The sequence below is a fragment of the Rhizobium sp. 18065 genome, from assembly GCF_902706095.1.
Classification (GTDB): domain Bacteria; phylum Pseudomonadota; class Alphaproteobacteria; order Rhizobiales; family Rhizobiaceae; genus Allorhizobium.
Window position 1 is genome coordinate 24,847 of sequence record NZ_CACSJP010000009.1, and the last position, 17,352, is coordinate 42,198.

A 17,352-nucleotide genomic window follows, 5' to 3' on the forward strand; every position below is an offset into this window, starting at 1 on the left:
ATCCATCCTTCGGTTGATGCGATCAGCAGGTGGGTAAAGGAAGTATGTTGTGAAACTCGATCGGACGGTCATCAAGTCGCTGCTGTTGTTTGATCGCATGACAGACGACGAGTTGGATCGCCTCTTGTTACCAGCCCAGTCCCGCCGCGTGCCGATCGGAGAGACTGTTTTCGAGCAGGGGCAACCCGCGGAGAGTTTTTTCCTGCTGCTCCATGGGCGCCTCAAGGTTACACAGGTGACCGCCGATGGTCAGCAGATCATCGTTCGGGTCGTTCATCCGGGGGACCTGTTCGGTTTCGCCAAGGCGTTGCAACGGCCGGACTACCCTGGAACGGCAATCGCGGCGGTTGACAGCGTGACACTATGCTGGCCGACTGATCTTTGGCCCAACTTCGTCGAACACAATCCGCGTCTTGCCGTGAGTGCGATGGAAACCATCGGGCAAAGGCTCGAAGAAGCGCATGTTCGTATTCGCGAAATGTCCACGCAGGAAGTTGAAAAACGTGTCGCCCACACGGTTCTGCGGCTGGTCAAGAAGGCGGGCCGTCCTGAGCCGGAGGGTCTGCGGATCGATTTCCCGATTTCCCGGCAGGACATTGCCGAGATGACCGGGACAACACTCCATACAGTTTCGCGCATTCTCAGCGCATGGGAAGGCAAGGGGCTGATCAAGGGCGGGCGGCAGAAGCTCCTGGTGTGCAACGTGACTGCGCTTGAACAGCTGGCTTTGGCGGCACCGGAACGCAAATGAGCGAAGTTACAGTGTGTATGGACTTCTCTTTAAAAATTGATCTTGCGCAAAGAAGGGATCGACTCGACGTCCTATGTTTCCAGCAACGGAACATTTTTGTTCCCGGAATTGGAGACAAAAAAATGAACCGCCACCTAGTTCAATTCGTTGCCGCTGCTGTGTTCGCGGCTATTCCCGGCCTTGTAGCTGCTGCAGATTTCGAGATGCACATGCTCAACAAGGGTGCCGAGGGCGCCATGGTCTTCGAACCGGCAGGGCTGAAGATCGCACCTGGCGACAGCGTGACCTTCATTCCGACTGACAAAGGACACAATGCGGAAGTGATCAAAGGCATGTTCCCGGACGGTGCAGTCGAATTCAAAGGCAAGATGAACGAACAGATCAAGGTGACGTTCGAAGTGCCCGGACTTTATGGCGTGAAATGCGCGCCGCATGTCGGCATGGGAATGGTCTCCGCAGTTCTCGTCGGAGATGCGCCCGCAACCAATCTTGTTGCTTTCAACGCTGCGAAGCTACCGAAAAAGGCGAGAGAACGGATGGATGCCGCCGTCGTAGCTGCGAAATAGAAACGCCTTGTCTGAGTGCAGAAAAGCCGCCGCGGTCATCGATGCTGCGGCGTTTTTTTTGGCTAAGAGAGTTTTCCTGGAGGCATTCGACCGACTTTTGTGAACCAATGGGCGAGGGTGATCTGAGGTGTATGTGAGACACATGTTGCCCGTATTCCGTCCTAAGAACGCTACGAGCTGCGTTGGCGGTGGAGCGGGGGTTGCGCAAGGAACTAAACCGCAAAAGGCGTATCCGCCCCTTGCCTTTTGTGGAGAAAAGTCTGACACTTGAAAAACGAAAATTGCCTCAGACACGCCTCCCGTGTGCATTTGATTTGACTTGGTTTCCGCTGAAATCGAATTCAAGGTCGACTGGCATGACAGAATTTTCGACGGAAGATCTCTCCGCGCACGCACGCAAATCGAGACGAAGGTCCGAGTTGGTGATGTTCCTCGTCCTGGCTTTCGGGATCTGGCCGGTGGTCGCCATCGGCTTTGTCGCTGGCTATGGCTTCTTGGTTTGGATGTACCAGATCATCTTCGGTCCACCAGGCCCCCTCGGTCACTAGGGAGGTTGAAATGGCTGGGAGGAGTGCCATTTCGAGACGTCGTTTCCTGGGAGGGTCGTCCGCTGAGGAGCACTGTCGCATCGTGCCTCCAGGCGCGAGCGCCGAGAGTATTGACAACTGCTCGGGCTGCGGGGAATGCGTCAAGGTCTGCCCCACGGCCATCATAAGACTGGTAGCTGGACGCCCTTCTCTCGACTTTTCAGCAGGTGAATGTCTGCTGTGCGGTGAATGCGCAGACACCTGCCCCGAGCCCGTGTTTGCCGAGGCGGCACGCTTCACCCATGTCGTGGCCATCGCTTCGCACTGTCTCGCCCGCAACGCGGTTTCATGCCAGTCGTGTCGGGACACATGCCTGCCCTCTGCCATTCACTTTCACCCTCAAGTGGGTGGCCCTTTCATGCCCGAAATTGATGCGTCGGCCTGCAATGGCTGTGGCGCCTGCATCGCCATTTGCCCCGTCTCGGCAATCAGAGTTTGGCACCCGAACTTGGAGCGCACCGATGCATGACTTGTCCATCCAACATTACATATCAAGTGCCGTTGTGCTGACTAGACGACTGGGCATGCAAGACGTTGCCGACATGATCGCTACGATCGAGGGCGTTGAAATCCATGCGGCTGAAGCCGGCAAGATCGTTGTTGTGATCGAAGGTTGCAGCAGCGGCGCGCTTGGCGAACGATTGGCTGAGATCTCGGCGCTGGACGGCGTCCTGGCGGCCAATATGGTTTTTGAGCACATGGAAACACGGGGAGACGACAGGCCATGACCGACACATTGACGCGGCGTGAGCTTTTGAAGGCCCATGCGGCGGGCATCGCAGCGGCGGCTGCGGGCATTGCCCTGCCCGCCGCTGCCCAGACGGTACCGGGTGGCGTTAGTGCGCTGGAGATCAAATGGTCAAAGGCGCCATGTCGTTTCTGCGGTACAGGCTGCGGCGTCATGGTCGGCGTCAAGGAGGGCCAGGTCGTGGCCACTCACGGTGACATGCAGGCCGAGGTCAATCGCGGCCTCAACTGCATCAAGGGCTATTTTCTCTCCAAGATCATGTACGGCAAGGACCGCCTGACAACGCCTCTGCTACGCAAGCGCAATGGCAACTTTGCCAAGGACGGAGACTTCGAACCGGTCTCTTGGGATGAAGCCTTCGACGTCATGGCGACCCAGGCAAAGAAAGTGCTGAAGGACAAGGGACCGACCGCACTTGGAATGTTCGGTTCAGGCCAATGGACCATTTTCGAGGGTTATGCCGCAACCAAGTTGATGCGGGCCGGATTCCGCTCCAACAATCTCGATCCCAATGCCCGCCATTGTATGGCATCGGCAGCCTACGCCTTCATGCGCACCTTTGGCATGGACGAACCGATGGGTTGTTATGACGACTTTGAGCATGCCGATGCGTTCGTGCTCTGGGGATCGAACATGGCCGAGATGCACCCGATCCTCTGGACACGGCTTGCCGATCGAAGGCTCGGTCACGAACATGTCAGGGTGGCCGTGCTGTCGACTTTTACCCATCGCAGTATGGATCTCGCCGACGTTCCGATCATTTTCAAGCCCGGTACGGACCTCGCTATCCTCAACTATATCGCCAATCACATCATCACGACCGGTCGCGTGAACGAAGCATTTGTCAACGCGCATACGACCTTCATGACCGGCGTTACCGATATCGGCTATGGATTGCGACCGGAACACCCGCTTGAGACAGCTGCCGCAAATTCCGCCGAACCGGCGAAGATGGAACCAAGCAGCTTCGAGGCCTTCAAGGCGTTGGTGGCCGAATACACGCTTGAAAAAACAGTAGAACTCACGGGCGCAGATCCAGGCTTTCTGAAGCAGCTGGCAGAGCTCTATGCCGACCCCAACCGCAAGGTCATGTCACTCTGGACCATGGGGTTCAATCAGCATGTGCGCGGCGTCTGGGCCAATCAGATGGTATATAATCTGCATCTTCTGACCGGCAAGATCTCCGAACCGGGCAATAGCCCCTTCTCGCTGACGGGCCAGCCTTCGGCTTGCGGCACGGCGCGCGAAGTCGGCACCTTCGCCCACCGGCTGCCTGCGGACATGACGGTAACGAACCCGGAGCATCGTAAACATGCGGAAGAGATCTGGCAACTTCCCCTTGGCCTGCTGCCGGACAAACCCGGATATCATGCCGTACAGCAGGACCGTATGCTGAAGGACGGCAAGCTCAGTTTTTACTGGGTTCAGGTCAACAACAACATTCAGGCCGCGCCAAATACCAGCAACGAGACTTACCAGGGCTACCGAAATCCCGAGAATTTCATCGTGGTCTCGGATGCCTATCCAACCATAACAGCAATGAGTGCCGATCTGATCCTGCCGGCAGCCATGTGGGTGGAAAAGGAAGGCGCTTACGGCAATGCCGAACGCCGTACCCATGTCTGGCATCAGCTCGTAGATGCGCCCGGCGACGCCCGTTCCGATCTTTGGCAGCTGGTCGAATTTTCCAAGCGCTTCACCACGGACGAGGTATGGCCTGTTGACCTGCTCGATGCCAATCCAACCTATCGCGGCAAGAGCCTTTTTGACGTGCTGTTCAAGAACGGCAAAGTCGATCGCTTTCCCCTGAACGAGGCCGCTACGGACTATGAGAACCATGAGGCAAAAGCATTCGGCTTCTATATTCAGAAAGGACTGTTTGAGGAATATGCTGCCTTCGGACGAGGCCATGGGCATGACCTTGCCCCCTATGACCGTTACCATCAAGAACGAGGGCTGCGATGGCCGGTGGTCAACGGCCAGGAAACCCGGTGGCGCTATCGCGAAGGCTATGATCCCTATGTGAAGCCTGGCGAGGGCGTTAGATTCTATGGCAGACCAGATGGCCGTGCTGTAATCCTGGGTGTGCCCTATGAACCGCCTGCCGAAAGTCCGGACGAGGACTTCGATTTCTGGCTGGTTACCGGCCGCGTTCTAGAGCATTGGCATTCCGGGTCGATGACCATGCGCGTTCCTGAACTCTACAGGGCCTTTCCGGGTGCGCGCTGCTTCATGAATGCCGACGATGCGCGAAAGCGCGGCATCAACCAGGGAGCTGAAATCAGGATTGTCTCGCGACGCGGCGAGATGCGCAGTCGCGTCGAGACGCGCGGACGCAATCGAATGCCGCCGGGCGTGATCTTTGTCCCCTGGTTCGATGCCAGCCAGTTGATCAACAAGGTTACGCTCGACGCGACCGATCCCATCTCCAAACAGACGGATTTCAAGAAATGCGCGGTCAAAGTCGTTCCAATCGCCTGATCCGGTCGCATGGTCGGATATTGCTTGCCACCGGCATATTGCTCATTGCCGGCACCGTCACTCTGGCGCAGATGGTTCCAGATCTGTCGGGCCCACCCGATCAGATGGGCGAAGTCAGAGCGGAGCCGGTACCAAAATGGGTCGTCGACGATGTTCGCAAGATGCGCGCCTATCCCGACCAGCCACCGGTCATCCCTCATTCTATCGAGGGTTATCAATTGTCGATCAACAGCAACAGGTGCCTTTCCTGCCACAAACGGGAATTCACCGAGGCTTCCGGGGCTCCGATGATCAGCGTGACACATTACATGACACGGGAGGGGCAGATGATTGCCGACGTTTCACCGCGACGCTATTTTTGTTCAGCCTGCCATGTCCCTCAGGCCGACACTCGGCCCCTGATCGAAAACACCTTCCGTGACATGAGCGAAATGGGCGTCAAGCATCTTGGGGACCAATAGGCAATGAACAGGATTAAACGCATAGCCGCCTGGGTCTGGACAATCCTCACCACACCTGCAGCCACGCTGAGCCTGGCCTTCCTGACGCTTGGTGGTTTTGTCGGCGGCATCATGTTTTGGGGTGCGTTCAACACCGCGCTCGAGCTCACCAATACGGAATCCTTTTGCATCTCGTGCCACGAGATGAAAAACAATGTCTATGAAGAGTTGTCACGAACAGTCCACTTCTCCAATCGTTCCGGTGTTCGAGCCTCCTGTCCCGACTGCCACGTTCCACATCAATGGACGGACAAGATCGCCCGCAAGATGCAGGCCTCCAAGGAGGTCTGGGGCAAGGTCTTTGGCACGATCAATACCCGCCAGAAATTCCTCGATCACCGTCTGGAGCTTGCCCAGCACGAATGGTCCCGCTTGAAGTCGAATGACAGCCTGGAGTGCCGCAATTGCCATTCCGCCGGTGCGATGGACTTTTCCAAACAGACTGTGCGGGCAGCGGAAATTCACGGACGTTATCTGATCAGCGGCAGGGCAACCTGTATCGATTGCCACAAGGGCATAGCACACGAATTGCCGAACATGCGCGGTATCGACCCTGGCTGGAAGGTACCGCCCGAAATGGAAGGAACACCCTTGCCACAAGCCAATGCGGTGGACGAACTGAAGAGGGTGATCGCCGAGGCTCATTACATGGTTGAAACCGATTGGTGAAATGCGACATCTCGGGCGTGCACGGATAACAAGGCTAGGGAGCGGGCCGTGTAGTTTTCACTTTGTCGGGATTGGTCTCGACGCGGCCTGCGCCAATCAAATCGAGACAGTAGGGAACGGCAGGAAATACGGCATCAAGGCTGAGTGAGATCGATGCTGGATTGCCGGGCAGATTGATGATCAGGCACCGGCCACGGATACCAGCTGTTTGTCGTGATAAAATGGCCGTTGCCGTCTGTCTGAGACTGGCAAAGCGCAAGAGTTCGCCGAAGCCTGGCAGTTCCTTGACAAGGACTTCACGCATCGCTTCGGGCGTCTCGTCACGCTCGGCGGGGCCCGTACCGCCACTGGTCAATATCAGATCGCAGTGATCTGTAAGCGCGATCAGTTCGTCTCGGACCGGTATTAAACCATCAGGAATGATCCGCCTGGTGATGGCGAAGGGCGAGGAAATAGCTTCACTTAACCAGGCTTCAATCGCTGGTCCACTTCTATCCGGATAGTCGCCCCTGCTGGCACGGTCCGATATGGTGACGATTGCGATCTGCACGTTCTGCCTCCTCGATCTCACGCGGCGAGACCTCTTGCCTGCCGATGCACGAAGTCACCGACATTGGTTTGGAAGCAATCCAGATGCTCTCCCAGCTTGCAGGTTTCTTCTGCCAAAAACTGCGTTGCCGCGTTAGCCTGCTCTACCATGGTGGCATTCTGCTGAGTGATCTGATCCAGTTGCCCCACCGTTGAGGTTATCTCTGCAAGTGCAACGGATTGCTCCTTTGACGACTGCACGATGCCGCTGACCTGCTGATTGATAATATGCACATGGCTTTCTATGCCGGCGAGCGCTGCGCCGGTATGGCCGACTAGTGCGACGCCGCTCGACACATCCTTCGAAGCTCGCTCGACAAGCAGCTTGATTTCACGCGCAGCAGCGGCGGAGCGTTGTGCCAATTCGCGGACCTCCTGTGCCACGACGGCGAAACCCTTACCCGCATCACCCGCCCGCGCTGCCTCGACACCGGCGTTGAGCGCCAGGAGATTGGTCTGGAAAGCAATCTCGTCGATCACCCCGATGATCTGGCCGATCTGATCAGACGAACTGGCTATGTCACGCATAGCCTCGACCGTATCGGCCACGATACGTGCAGCTTCAGTCGTATCGGCATTGGCGACGCTGACAGACACTCTTGCTTCCTCGGCGCCTTGCGCAGACATCTTCACTGCAGTGGCAACCTCTTCCAGGGCCGCCGCAGCCTCCTCCAGGGCCGCCGCCTGTCCGGCGGTGCGGCGCGCAAGATCGTTGGCACCACGCTTGAGATCAGCGCAACCGGTGTTGATCGAGCGAGCATTGGCTCTCGCCATTGCTACCAGGGATTCAAGCGTCTGGACCGACTGGTTGTAGGCCTCACGCAGCGGATCCAAGGTGGGCGCCAAAGGCTGATCGATACGATAGTAGAGCTGTCCCGCAGCAAGCGCACGCAACCCACGATCCAGGGCTCCCAAGGCGTCTTCGATCTCACGCGTGCGGGTGGCTCTCTCCTGTGCTACGAGTTCAACCTCAACCTGACGCGCTTCATTGCGACGAAGGTCCTCAGCGCGCTCAGATGCTGCCCTTTCGCTGGCAGCTTCGATGGCGTGGCGAACGGCCCGCGCCATGGCCCCAATTTCATCCCCGCTGTCACTGACGACTTCAGTGGCATCGGCCTCTCCCCTGGCGAGTTGTTCAATCGCGGCGGTCAGATTTTTGATAGGTCGCACGACACCCAGGCCGATAGCAATCGACAACGCTAGTCCGGCGGAAAGCACGACCAGTAAGACCACACCGACTGCGGCGAGTGATTGCGTTTCATTGCTCAGCAACGCCTCTGCGTGATCGCTCAGCGCCTCAAGGACTTTGATTTCCAGCAACCGCATGTCATTGATCCGCCTGCTTGCAGCATCATGCCATTCTGACGATTTCCAATTCGAAAGGTCAGCCTGTTGGCCCGAGGAAAGCAAAGCCAACCGCATCTCAGTGAGTTTCCCAGGAGCATCTGGCTGAACGCTCCCAAGCTCGCTGATGTAGGCAGGGCTGGAAGCTCTGAATTGTTGAAGTAGGTTCGTTTGAGCGCCGTAGAGATACGCAAGTCTGAGGACCTGCGCAGCACTGATCCTCCCCAACGAAATAGCCCCATTTCCAAGGGCACGCTCCTGCCCCGCGAGTTCCTTGACTTGAGAAAACTGGTTGAAGGCGGCGATTTCTTTCGTCAATTCAGCATCTGAATCGCCCACCGCAAGCCGGCCGGGAATAGCCAGTAACTTCGACACGAACTGTGTGTAAAACTGGCTGCTTTGCTCCGCGGTCAACTTGCGCTCATCCACCTCTCGACGAAAAGCGGGTAACGCACTCAATGCTCTAGTTATTTCCTCAACTGCCAGCAAGGATCGCACAAGCCCGTCTTGTTCGACTAGAGAGGCTACCCGGTCGAAGTCGGCCCGTATCTTGTTCAGCGCATCGGCGCCAGTGAGACCTTTACCCCCGATAAATTCCGCGCTCAGGCCTCGCTCGGTCTGTAGGAGATGAACGGCGTCTCCAACCGACGCGATATAGTCGCTCACGCCGACCAGTCGCGCAGCCTCGCGATACCGGTCGAGACCGCTATCAATTTTGCCGTAGGCGAGACCGAGGACAAGTAGGACAGGCACGGTGACGGCGAGAAGGATCCTCTTGGTAATAGATACATCGGACAAACGCATGAACAACCGCTCCTGGGTATCGGCCTCATGCCATGTCGTCGGGAATTCATTTCCACAATCCCGCCAAAGCAACAGATTGATGAGAAAACATCTTTGTCGCATCTCAAATAGAAATGTCTTTGTTCCTGCCGTAGACTGGTATCTCCCATCAATCAGGGTCATGTTCCCCTTCACGAACTTTCGTTTCTGAGAGGCAGTATCCATGAAGATCGAACGTGACATCCAAGGCGACTTCGTTGTCGAGCCGGACGATCTGGCAAATCGCTTCGGTCTGAGTGGTGCCGACCTCCGCCTGAAATTGAAGCGAGGACTGGTTAAAAGCAGGGTTGAAACCGGGCAAGCAGAGGACGCGGGCAATTTCCGCCTCACTGTCCGTATCGGGAATCGAATCTGGTTGGCAATCCTTGATGCAGACGGACGGATGGTTCGTGAAACAGGGCCTTTGCACGGCAAGGCGATCACGCGCGCGCATTATGGACTGAGGCAAAACAGCTCTGGCGCCGGCGAGGGATAGTTACTTGATCGTCCGGCACGAGTGGTTGTGAAATCAGAGCGACGGTCGCGGTTTCTTTCCCCGAACTGCTTTATTGGGCGTGAGCCACTGTCTGTGTTGCCAACTTGTCTCATGGTGTGTGGTAAAATCCCATGCAAAGATCCTCCCATTGGATAGTTTCGAAAGGAGTGGACGAACCCATAACGCATGCGCATCTGATTGCCGCTGCGGGACCGCCACGAATTTTGACAGTCTTCCGTCCGTTGACGAGAGTGCGACAGGCAAGCTGACCAAGAACGAGCAAGCAGCCGCAGTGAAAACCACGTGGTTTTTCACGTCCAACCCGGAAAACGCTTCCTTAATTGATCTGGCGCAACCGTCGACATCGGTCAGTGCGATAGCAATCTGTTGGCAAAGGAGATGCGGTTGTGAGACGGATTGGCGGCAGATGGCTGGTAGCTTTGCGCATGCTTTGCGCTATTGCTGTACTGTTCGTCGGGTTCGCACATAAGCCACCGGAAGATCTGCGGACCGCAATTTCAGTCTTGGATCTTTCTGCGTTTGCCCTGCCAGACGGGGAGGTGCCTGTACTTTGCTTGAGTGTAGGGCATCAACCCGACCAGGATCATCGCTATAGCGGCAATTGCGAGGCATGCCGTCTCGGCACAGCCATTCTTGTGCCTCATCCTACCGATTCCGTTGGGCGCCGAATGATGGTCACCAGCGCGCTGTCATTTGTCCTTCGCCCCATTACGGTCGAGCGGCAAGTCGTCAGCCCCAACACTGCTCCACGAGCTCCTCCCCGTTCCCTGATCGTGTGAAGCCCCGCGGCGCCTTGGTGCCTGCAGACATCATTGGCAAAGGCACGGCTACGTTTGCAGCACAGATGTGGCGCAGCGCCCAATAGCTGGAACAATACCATGCCCGATATATCGACCTTGAATGTGGCGACGCCCGCGCCGCTACCCCAACGGCGCGCTCGTCCATTGGCGTCCACCGCCGTCCGCCCGCCGCAGCGCCCCCTATAGACCGGAAAGAGACATTCTATGTACAAGACACTCAGACTTCTAACCGCATTTCTTGGCGTGACGCTTGCCGGTCATGCCATGGCGGACATCAAAGTCACCGACGTCAAGGGTCGTGAGGTGAGCCTTGACGCGCCCGCCAAGCGCATTGTGCTTGGTTTCTACTACGAAGATTTCATTGCCGTGGCAGGCCCAGGCGCGATGGAAAGAGTGGTCGCTCTGTCCCTATCAACCTGGAAAGACTGGCGTCCGAACCAATTCGCCGCCTATGCCAAGGCCATCCCGATGATCGCCTCCATCCCCGATATCGGAGATACTGAGAACGGCACTTTTTCGATCGAAAAAGCGATCGCAGCCAAGCCTGATCTTATCATTCTTGCGGCCTGGTCGTTCGACGCACTTGGCGAGAGCGTAAAGCAGTTTGACACAGCGGGTATTCCCGTACTCACCTTGGACTACAACGCACAGACCGTTGAGAAACATGTCCAGTCCACGCTTCTGCTCGGCAAAGTCCTCGGATCAGAGACGCGCGCTCAGGCATTGGCCGCTCGCTATAAGTCCGCGATGGAGGACATCGACCGGCGCATTGCACAAGCAGGGCCGACAACAAAGAAAGTCTATGTCGAGCTTGCCCAGAAGGGGCCGTCGGAGGTCGGAAACAGCTATGGCAACGGCATGTGGGGAACCCTTATCGAAAAGCTCGGGGGCACCAATATAGCCAAAGGGCAAGTTGAAAACTGGGGTCCGCTGAGCCCGGAATATGTACTTGCACAACAACCAGACTTGATCTTCCTCGCCGGTTCCGAATGGCTGAACAAACCGCAGGCGGTTACGATTGGTTTCGGGGCAGATCTCCAAGTCGCTCGCGATCGGATGCAAGCCTATATAAATCGCCCAGGCTGGGAGACACTGCCTGCAGTCAAGGCAGGCAATGTGCATGCGATCTATCACGGTGGTGCCCGCACCCTCTCGGACTACGTCTACGCCCAGTACATCGCAAAGCAACTCTATCCCGATGCGTTTGTGGATATCGATCCATCATCTGAGATCCGCGATTACTATAAAACCTGGTTGCCGATCGAGGCCGACGGCGTTTTCGTGCTTCCCTATCAGGCCAATGGACAATGAGTGTCCTCGTTCCCACACTTCAACACCTGCGCGGCGACTATCGCCGCGCGACCCTTGACCGATTGATTGCGCTCGCCACCGCGTCCACGGCACTTGTCATCCTCTGCCTCACAGATCTGGTCACCGGCCCATCGGGTATGTCATTGGCTGAGGTCTGGTCTGCTCTACGTGCCGGCCCATGGGGTGAGGATCTGGTTGCTTCAACGATCCTATGGCAATTGCGCATGCCCCAGACGGTCATGGGCGTGCTCGTTGGCTCTTGCCTCGGCCTGGCGGGGCTGCAGATGCAGACAATCCTTTCCAACCCGCTTGCAAGCCCGTTCACGCTCGGCTTCTCAGCGGCAGCAGGATTTGGGGCGGCCCTTGCCATGATGTTTGGAGGTTTGATTCCCCTGCCTACATTTGTCGTCGTGCCGGCCTCCGCGTTTCTCATGACACTGATTGCATGCGCACTCGTCTATTTTGTCGCGCTGCTGCGTGGTTCGACACCGGAGATTCTTGTTCTGGCCGGTATCGCGGTGCTTTTCTTCTTTCAGTCTATGCAGTCCCTGCTGCAGTTCTTGGCCTCACCTGAAGTTCTGCAGCAGATCGTCTTCTGGCTGTTCGGCAGTCTATTGAAAGCAAGCTGGACTTCGGTCACCGTCATCGCGACCATTTTTGCCCTTTGCGTGCCGCTTGTCATCCGCGACAGCTGGAACCTCACTCTTCTGCGTCTCGGCGACGTGAATGCCTCAAGTCTCGGGCTGTCGGTCGATGCTCTGCGCAAGCGCAGCTTCCTCCTCGTTGCCCTGTTGACCGCAGGCGCTGTTTCCTTTGTCGGGACCATTGGCTTCGTCGGGCTCATCGCACCCCATGTGGCGCGCGCTGCCGTCGGTGAAGATCATCGTTTTGCTCTGCCGCTTTCTGCCGTCATCGGCGCTGTAATCCTGATTGGCGCCTCCGTGTTCGGCAAGTTCATATCGCCAGCCGCAGTCATCCCTGTCGGCATTATCACCGCGGTCGCCGGCGTGCCCATGTTGTTTGTAGTGATTGCCCGTCGGGGCAGTGGAGATATTTCATGACGAACCCTCTTTGCCTGAACAAGGTCAGCGTCCACCTCGGAAAGACAAGGATTATCAATGAGATTTCCCTCTCACTTGCCGCCGGTCAAGTGGTTGCCGTGGTTGGACCCAACGGTGCGGGAAAATCCACGCTTTTGGGGGCGGTAGCCGGAGCGGTAGCCCATACCGGTCGAATCCAGTGGCTAGGCGGGAAAGTGGATCGACGCAAGATAGGCTTCATGCCACAACATTGCACAGTCAAAGCCCAGCTCTCGGTGCTGCAAACACTTATTCTGGCGCGCCACGAACAATTGGGCTGGCATGTCGGTGCCCACGATATCGAAGCGGCCGGACGGATGCTACAGGAGTTCGGGCTTGAACAGCTGGCCGATCGCCATATCAACACTCTGTCCGGCGGCCAGCAACAACTGGTGCTTCTGGCGCAACGACTTATGCGCCAGCCCCGCCTGTTGATCTTGGACGAAGCCACATGCGCACTCGATCTTCGTCACCAGATGATTGTTCTGGAACGGCTTGGCGCCTATGTGGCAAGGACGGGCGCTCTGGTCCTGATGGCGATCCACGACCTCAATCTGGCCGCGCGCCACACTGCCTGCCTGCTTTTGCTGGAGAAAGGCAGCCTCGCTGGACAGGGGAGCGCATCCGAGGTCCTGACCCGCGCCACACTCCGTAATGTCTACGGTATAGAGGTCGATATCGTCCAGCACGGAAGGAGTGCGCCGTTCATCATTCCAGTATCGCCGACATCCGAGCGCCAGGCATGGATTACGCCGGCCACCGGCTTCCGGGCGCAGGTGGAAAGCAACGTCGCCTGAGCGAACGAACGGGTGATTCCAATCGCGTTCGTCTTTGTTGCGGCGCAAAGAAGCCCCTGCGTGGGTGACCTATGTCATTTGCATGCGCGCAATTCACTATACGTCTCGTTCTGTGAGGCTTCTTAGCCCTCTTAACCCCCTCTGTCGGTGGTCGCGCGTGTCTCGGAGATGAGGAACTCTCCATCCAATGAACGCTGCGACCTAACCACCAACGTATTTGGGGGAAAGGAACCCGTATGTTTTCGAGATGGGGTTGTAGTATGCGGCGGACAAGACTCCGCTTAGGTTCGGATTTTCGAACGGGACTTGAGAGAATGCTGGCGGCCACGTTGTTGGTGTCATCGACGGCAATCGGCGGAGCACTTGCACAGTCGGCCGCGCCCGGGGCAGGCACTGTGCTAGACACCATCGTCGTGAAGGCAAAGCGCGATGGATCGCCTGCGGCCATTGCGGAACGGCTCCGTGCGGTGCCAGGTGGGGTCTCGCTGGTGTTGACCCAAGACTATTCGTCGCTTGTCGCCCCAACTCTGTCGGATGCCCTAGCCTCCGCGCCAGGTGTCATCGTTCAGAATTTCTTCGGCGCCAACGATCAGCCACGTGTGCAGATCAGAGGTTCGGGTCTTCAACAGAATCCTGTTGAGCGCGGCATACTGATGCTACGCGACGGACTTCCGATCAATCGGGCCGACGGATCCTATATAGTCGGCTTTGCCAATCCGGGAGCCGCCGATGCGATTGAAGTCTATCGCGGTTACGTGGCGAACCGGCTGGGTGCCACCGTGCTGGGTGGGGCGATCAATTTCATGTCTGCCAATGCGTCGGCAGCGCCCGGCACCGAACTGACGGTCGGTGGTGGCAGTTTCGGTCAGCTCGGCACCTCGGGACAAACCGCCTATGAGGGGGATCGTTTTGATGCGACACTCCATTTCGACGTCACGCGCCGCGATGGTTTTCGCGACTACAATGGATCCGAGCGGATCGAGGTCGGCGGCAGCATAGCTTCGGAACTGTCTGACTTCGTCACGACAAGGCTGTTTTTCGGGTATACGGATCTCGGCTTCGACGTAGCCGGGCCGATCAACAAGGGTGCGCTTGAAGCAGACCCGTCCCAAGTCTCTAACGGCCCCCTGGTCACACCTGCGGGTGTAATTAATCCCGGGCCGAACGTCGCACGAGACAAACCCCGACGGGATGCCAGCCAGTATTTGATTGGTTCTCGCACGACGATCGATCTCGGTGAGCATCAGTTCGACCTGGGCCTCGGCTACACGTATACTGACGACACATTCCGCTTCCCTGTCTCTTCAGGCATTCGCGACACTAGCGGTGGAGATCTGACTGGAATGATGCGGTATGCCTATTCACCGGACACCGATCGTCTGTTGCCGCTGTTTGAAACGACGGCCCAATATACAATCGGCTCGGCCGAACGGCGCTATTATCTTAACCAGTCGGGACTGCAAGGCGCACTTTTTGGCGAGAACGATCTTGATGCCTCGACGCTCTCGCTCCATTCCGGTTTCAACATTCCGCTCGCCGACAACTGGAGCATTTCACCGGCGCTTTCCTATGCGCATGCGACCCGCAGCAGCGATGACACCTATTCATCCGCGACAAGACCGACAATCGCCTACAATCCGGCAAACCCGACGATCCGTCTGCTGAACGGGACAGTGCCGACAGGGAGCACGGCTTACGATAGCAGCTATGATGCCTGGAGTCCGAGCCTCGGAGTAACGTTCGAGCCAACACCGGATCAGATCCTGTTTGCCGCCGTGAGCCGGAGTTTCGAACCTCCGACCCATGATGACCTGCTCGCCACGGTTAACGGCACGCCGAATAGCAGTCCGGGACGTCCGACGCCCGGAAATCCATCGCTGGCAGCAGCAGCATTCTCGACCCCGGATCTTGAGGCGCAAACCGCAACGACAGCCGAGCTTGGCTGGCGCGGAAACCTGGGTGGCTTGAGTTGGGACGCGACCACCTATTACGCATGGGTCGACAATGAGTTACTCAGCCTGCGAGATGCGACTGGTGCCTCGCTTGGCGCGATCAATGCGGACCAGACGCGGCATTTCGGAATTGAGCTCGGCCTTACCGCCGAGCTGTATGACGGGTTGATGGGACGTCTGGCCTACACCTATCAGGATTTCAGGTTTCACGATGATGTATTACGGGGAAACAATCGACTGGCAGGCGCGCCTCGACACGTTTTCAATGCCGCATTCTCCCATCAGGCGACAGAAGACTGGTCGTTTGGCACAAGCGTAAAATGGGTCCCGGACAGAACCCCTGTCGACAACATGAACTCCCTGTGGGCAGACCCGTATGCCGTGATAGACCTCAAGACCGAATACCGCATCAACGATCATCTGTCGGTGTTTGGCGAAGTCACAAATGTGTTCAACGAAACATATGCTTCATCCACTCTTATTGTCGACCAGGCAACGCCGAACCAGGCGGCCTTTCTACCTGGCGACGGTCGTGGCTTCTATCTCGGCGTGAAAAGCCAGTTCTGAACTCTTCAGAGTGCTCTCCCTTCACTCCCGCGTCGCGCACCGAAGCTGCGCGACGCGGGGATGGTTGCCGGGGCGCATTCGAAGTCCACGTGCCGCCAGGATTGTGACGGTGGTGCGAAGGCATCCATCGCCACGACGACGACATGCAGTGAACGCCATCTTTTGGATCACGGCATTTAATAGCCTCGTGCCGCTTTATTGTCCTTCGCAAAGAGAAGCAAGGCGAGCGAGACTAGATTGGGTAGGGTGAAAGGATGACGTGGAGGTGATCTGCTCTCGTCGTGGGACCGCAAGACCGCCGGCAGATCAGTGAGCGGGAGGTAGGAATGAAAGAGTCTAGTGGACTGCAGCCGCAAAACATCGAAAAACTGAGGAGAAATCATATCGACCTTCTGAAACTTTGCTCTCAGCTCGAAGCAATCGCCGACGGTTTGCCCGCGCGTATTGATGAGCGTCTTTGCGTTAATGTCTCCGGAACATTGGTTTCTTCGCTTGAGCGGGCACAGGCTCTTGAGGAATTGATCCTGTTCCCTCTCTTGGGCCAGAAGCCCGGCGGTTCCAACAGGGCGGTTTCGATTGAACATCTGGTGGCTGAACACCGACATGACCGGTTGGCTGCGGTCGAAGTTGTGCATGCACTCCAAACCTTGGCTGCTGGCGGCTGCGAGATATCACCTGATGGAACCGGATACATGTTGAGAGGTTTTTTCGAATGCGTGCGTCGCCACGTTGCGGCGGAGCAAACAGGTCTTGCTATGCTTGTCGATGAAGGACGGCGACCCGCAGTGAACAAAATCAAATAGGGGCGACAACGGCAGACTACCTTGCAAAGACCATGACGGTTAAAATCTGGAAGGATCGAATTTTCGCTCGCGGCAAGACATGACTTGCACAGGCGTTGCTGCATCCTGAATTTCTATGTCGCCGGATCGGCACACTGGTGCTGATCGCCCTTCACGACCTCAACCTTGCCGCCGGCACAGTCCTCACTGACGATATCGTGACACCCGATGCGCTGCGGACTGTCTACCGCGTCGACGTGCAATTTCTGACCTGCCATGCCGCAACGCAGGTGATCGTTCCACTGTCGGGAGCCGAGGTTGCACAGGTGCGTGAGACCGGATGGTGCGTTCGTCAGCGCGCCTTGCCTTTCCTCCCCTCCATGGCCGCCATTCCGGAGCACGCCAGCACCAGCGGCAAGGCAGCAGAAAGGCGGATGCCAACGGTCGTCTGAACAGGCCACCAGCAGTGAGAGCCACGACAAATTAGAAAG

Annotated in this window: 16 protein-coding genes and 1 pseudogene; 15 read left to right on the top strand and 2 right to left on the bottom strand. The window is 57.2% G+C overall.

Translation table 11 applies throughout. The features are described from left to right. Positions 1–49: 49 nt before the first annotated feature. From GVK95_RS19245 to GVK95_RS19280, 8 genes and pseudogenes are all read left to right on the top strand, one after another. Positions 50–751, top strand: coding sequence for a Crp/Fnr family transcriptional regulator (locus tag GVK95_RS19245; RefSeq protein WP_159952321.1), 702 nt, complete (start codon positions 50–52; stop codon positions 749–751). A gap of 122 nt (positions 752–873) precedes the next feature. Then, the gene (locus GVK95_RS19250; protein WP_159952445.1) at positions 874–1,317 is read left to right on the top strand and encodes a pseudoazurin; all 444 of its coding nucleotides are present in this window, start codon (positions 874–876) and stop codon (positions 1,315–1,317) included. 356 nt (positions 1,318–1,673) lie between these two features. Beyond that, a complete protein-coding gene (gene napE, locus GVK95_RS19255) occupies positions 1,674–1,865 on the top strand; it encodes a periplasmic nitrate reductase, NapE protein (RefSeq protein ID WP_159952322.1) in 192 nt (63 codons plus the stop codon). Positions 1,866–1,875: 10 nt separating this feature from the next. Beyond that, positions 1,876–2,373, top strand: coding sequence for a ferredoxin-type protein NapF (locus GVK95_RS19260; RefSeq protein WP_159952323.1), 498 nt, complete (start codon positions 1,876–1,878; stop codon positions 2,371–2,373). After that, a pseudogene (locus tag GVK95_RS19265) lies at positions 2,366–2,654 on the top strand (chaperone NapD). The gene GVK95_RS19260 and the pseudogene GVK95_RS19265 overlap by 8 nt, the downstream one beginning before the upstream one ends. Then, entirely contained in the window at positions 2,629–5,133 is a 2,505-nt protein-coding gene (napA, locus tag GVK95_RS19270) for a periplasmic nitrate reductase subunit alpha (RefSeq protein ID WP_159952325.1), read from the top strand. Before GVK95_RS19265 ends, napA begins: the two are co-directional and overlap by 26 nt. Continuing rightward, positions 5,103–5,594: a nitrate reductase cytochrome c-type subunit gene (locus tag GVK95_RS19275; RefSeq protein ID WP_159952326.1), complete on the top strand. Its 492-nt coding sequence runs from the start codon at positions 5,103–5,105 to the stop codon at positions 5,592–5,594. Before napA ends, GVK95_RS19275 begins: the two co-directional genes overlap by 31 nt. A 3-nt stretch (positions 5,595–5,597) precedes the next feature. Beyond that, positions 5,598–6,302, top strand: a complete 705-nt coding sequence (locus GVK95_RS19280) for a NapC/NirT family cytochrome c (protein ID WP_159952327.1) — start codon at positions 5,598–5,600, stop codon at positions 6,300–6,302. Positions 6,303–6,336: 34 nt separating this feature from the next. Here GVK95_RS19280 and mog read toward each other — a convergent pair whose 3' ends face one another. Both mog and GVK95_RS19290 read right to left on the bottom strand, forming a co-directional pair. Next, positions 6,337–6,852, bottom strand: a complete 516-nt coding sequence (mog, locus tag GVK95_RS19285) for a molybdopterin adenylyltransferase (RefSeq protein ID WP_159952328.1) — start codon at positions 6,850–6,852, stop codon at positions 6,337–6,339. Positions 6,853–6,869: 17 nt separating this feature from the next. Next, positions 6,870–9,200: a methyl-accepting chemotaxis protein gene (locus tag GVK95_RS19290; RefSeq protein WP_159952329.1), complete on the bottom strand. Its 2,331-nt coding sequence runs from the start codon at positions 9,198–9,200 to the stop codon at positions 6,870–6,872. A gap of 40 nt (positions 9,201–9,240) precedes the next feature. Between GVK95_RS19290 and GVK95_RS19295 the strand changes: the two genes are divergently transcribed. From GVK95_RS19295 to GVK95_RS19325, 7 genes are all read left to right on the top strand, one after another. Continuing rightward, entirely contained in the window at positions 9,241–9,552 is a 312-nt protein-coding gene (locus GVK95_RS19295) for a DUF6522 family protein (RefSeq protein WP_200844331.1), read from the top strand. A 1,025-nt stretch (positions 9,553–10,577) separates the two neighbouring features. Beyond that, positions 10,578–11,684 (top strand): ABC transporter substrate-binding protein, encoded by a 1,107-nt coding sequence (locus tag GVK95_RS19300; RefSeq protein ID WP_159952330.1) that lies wholly within the window; start codon positions 10,578–10,580, stop codon positions 11,682–11,684. Next, entirely contained in the window at positions 11,681–12,745 is a 1,065-nt protein-coding gene (locus GVK95_RS19305; protein ID WP_159952331.1) for an iron ABC transporter permease, read from the top strand. Before GVK95_RS19300 ends, GVK95_RS19305 begins: the two co-directional genes overlap by 4 nt. Then, a complete protein-coding gene (locus tag GVK95_RS19310) occupies positions 12,742–13,560 on the top strand; it encodes an ABC transporter ATP-binding protein (RefSeq protein WP_159952332.1) in 819 nt (272 codons plus the stop codon). The genes GVK95_RS19305 and GVK95_RS19310 overlap by 4 nt, the downstream gene beginning before the upstream one ends. A 314-nt stretch (positions 13,561–13,874) precedes the next feature. Then, a complete protein-coding gene (locus tag GVK95_RS19315; RefSeq protein WP_159952333.1) occupies positions 13,875–16,079 on the top strand; it encodes a TonB-dependent receptor in 2,205 nt (734 codons plus the stop codon). 326 nt (positions 16,080–16,405) lie between these two features. Further along, on the top strand, positions 16,406–16,882 hold the full coding sequence (locus GVK95_RS19320) for a hemerythrin domain-containing protein (protein ID WP_159952334.1): 477 nt from the start codon (positions 16,406–16,408) through the stop codon (positions 16,880–16,882). A gap of 137 nt (positions 16,883–17,019) precedes the next feature. Next, positions 17,020–17,313, top strand: coding sequence for a hypothetical protein (locus GVK95_RS19325; protein ID WP_159952335.1), 294 nt, complete (start codon positions 17,020–17,022; stop codon positions 17,311–17,313). Positions 17,314–17,352: the final 39 nt, after the last annotated feature.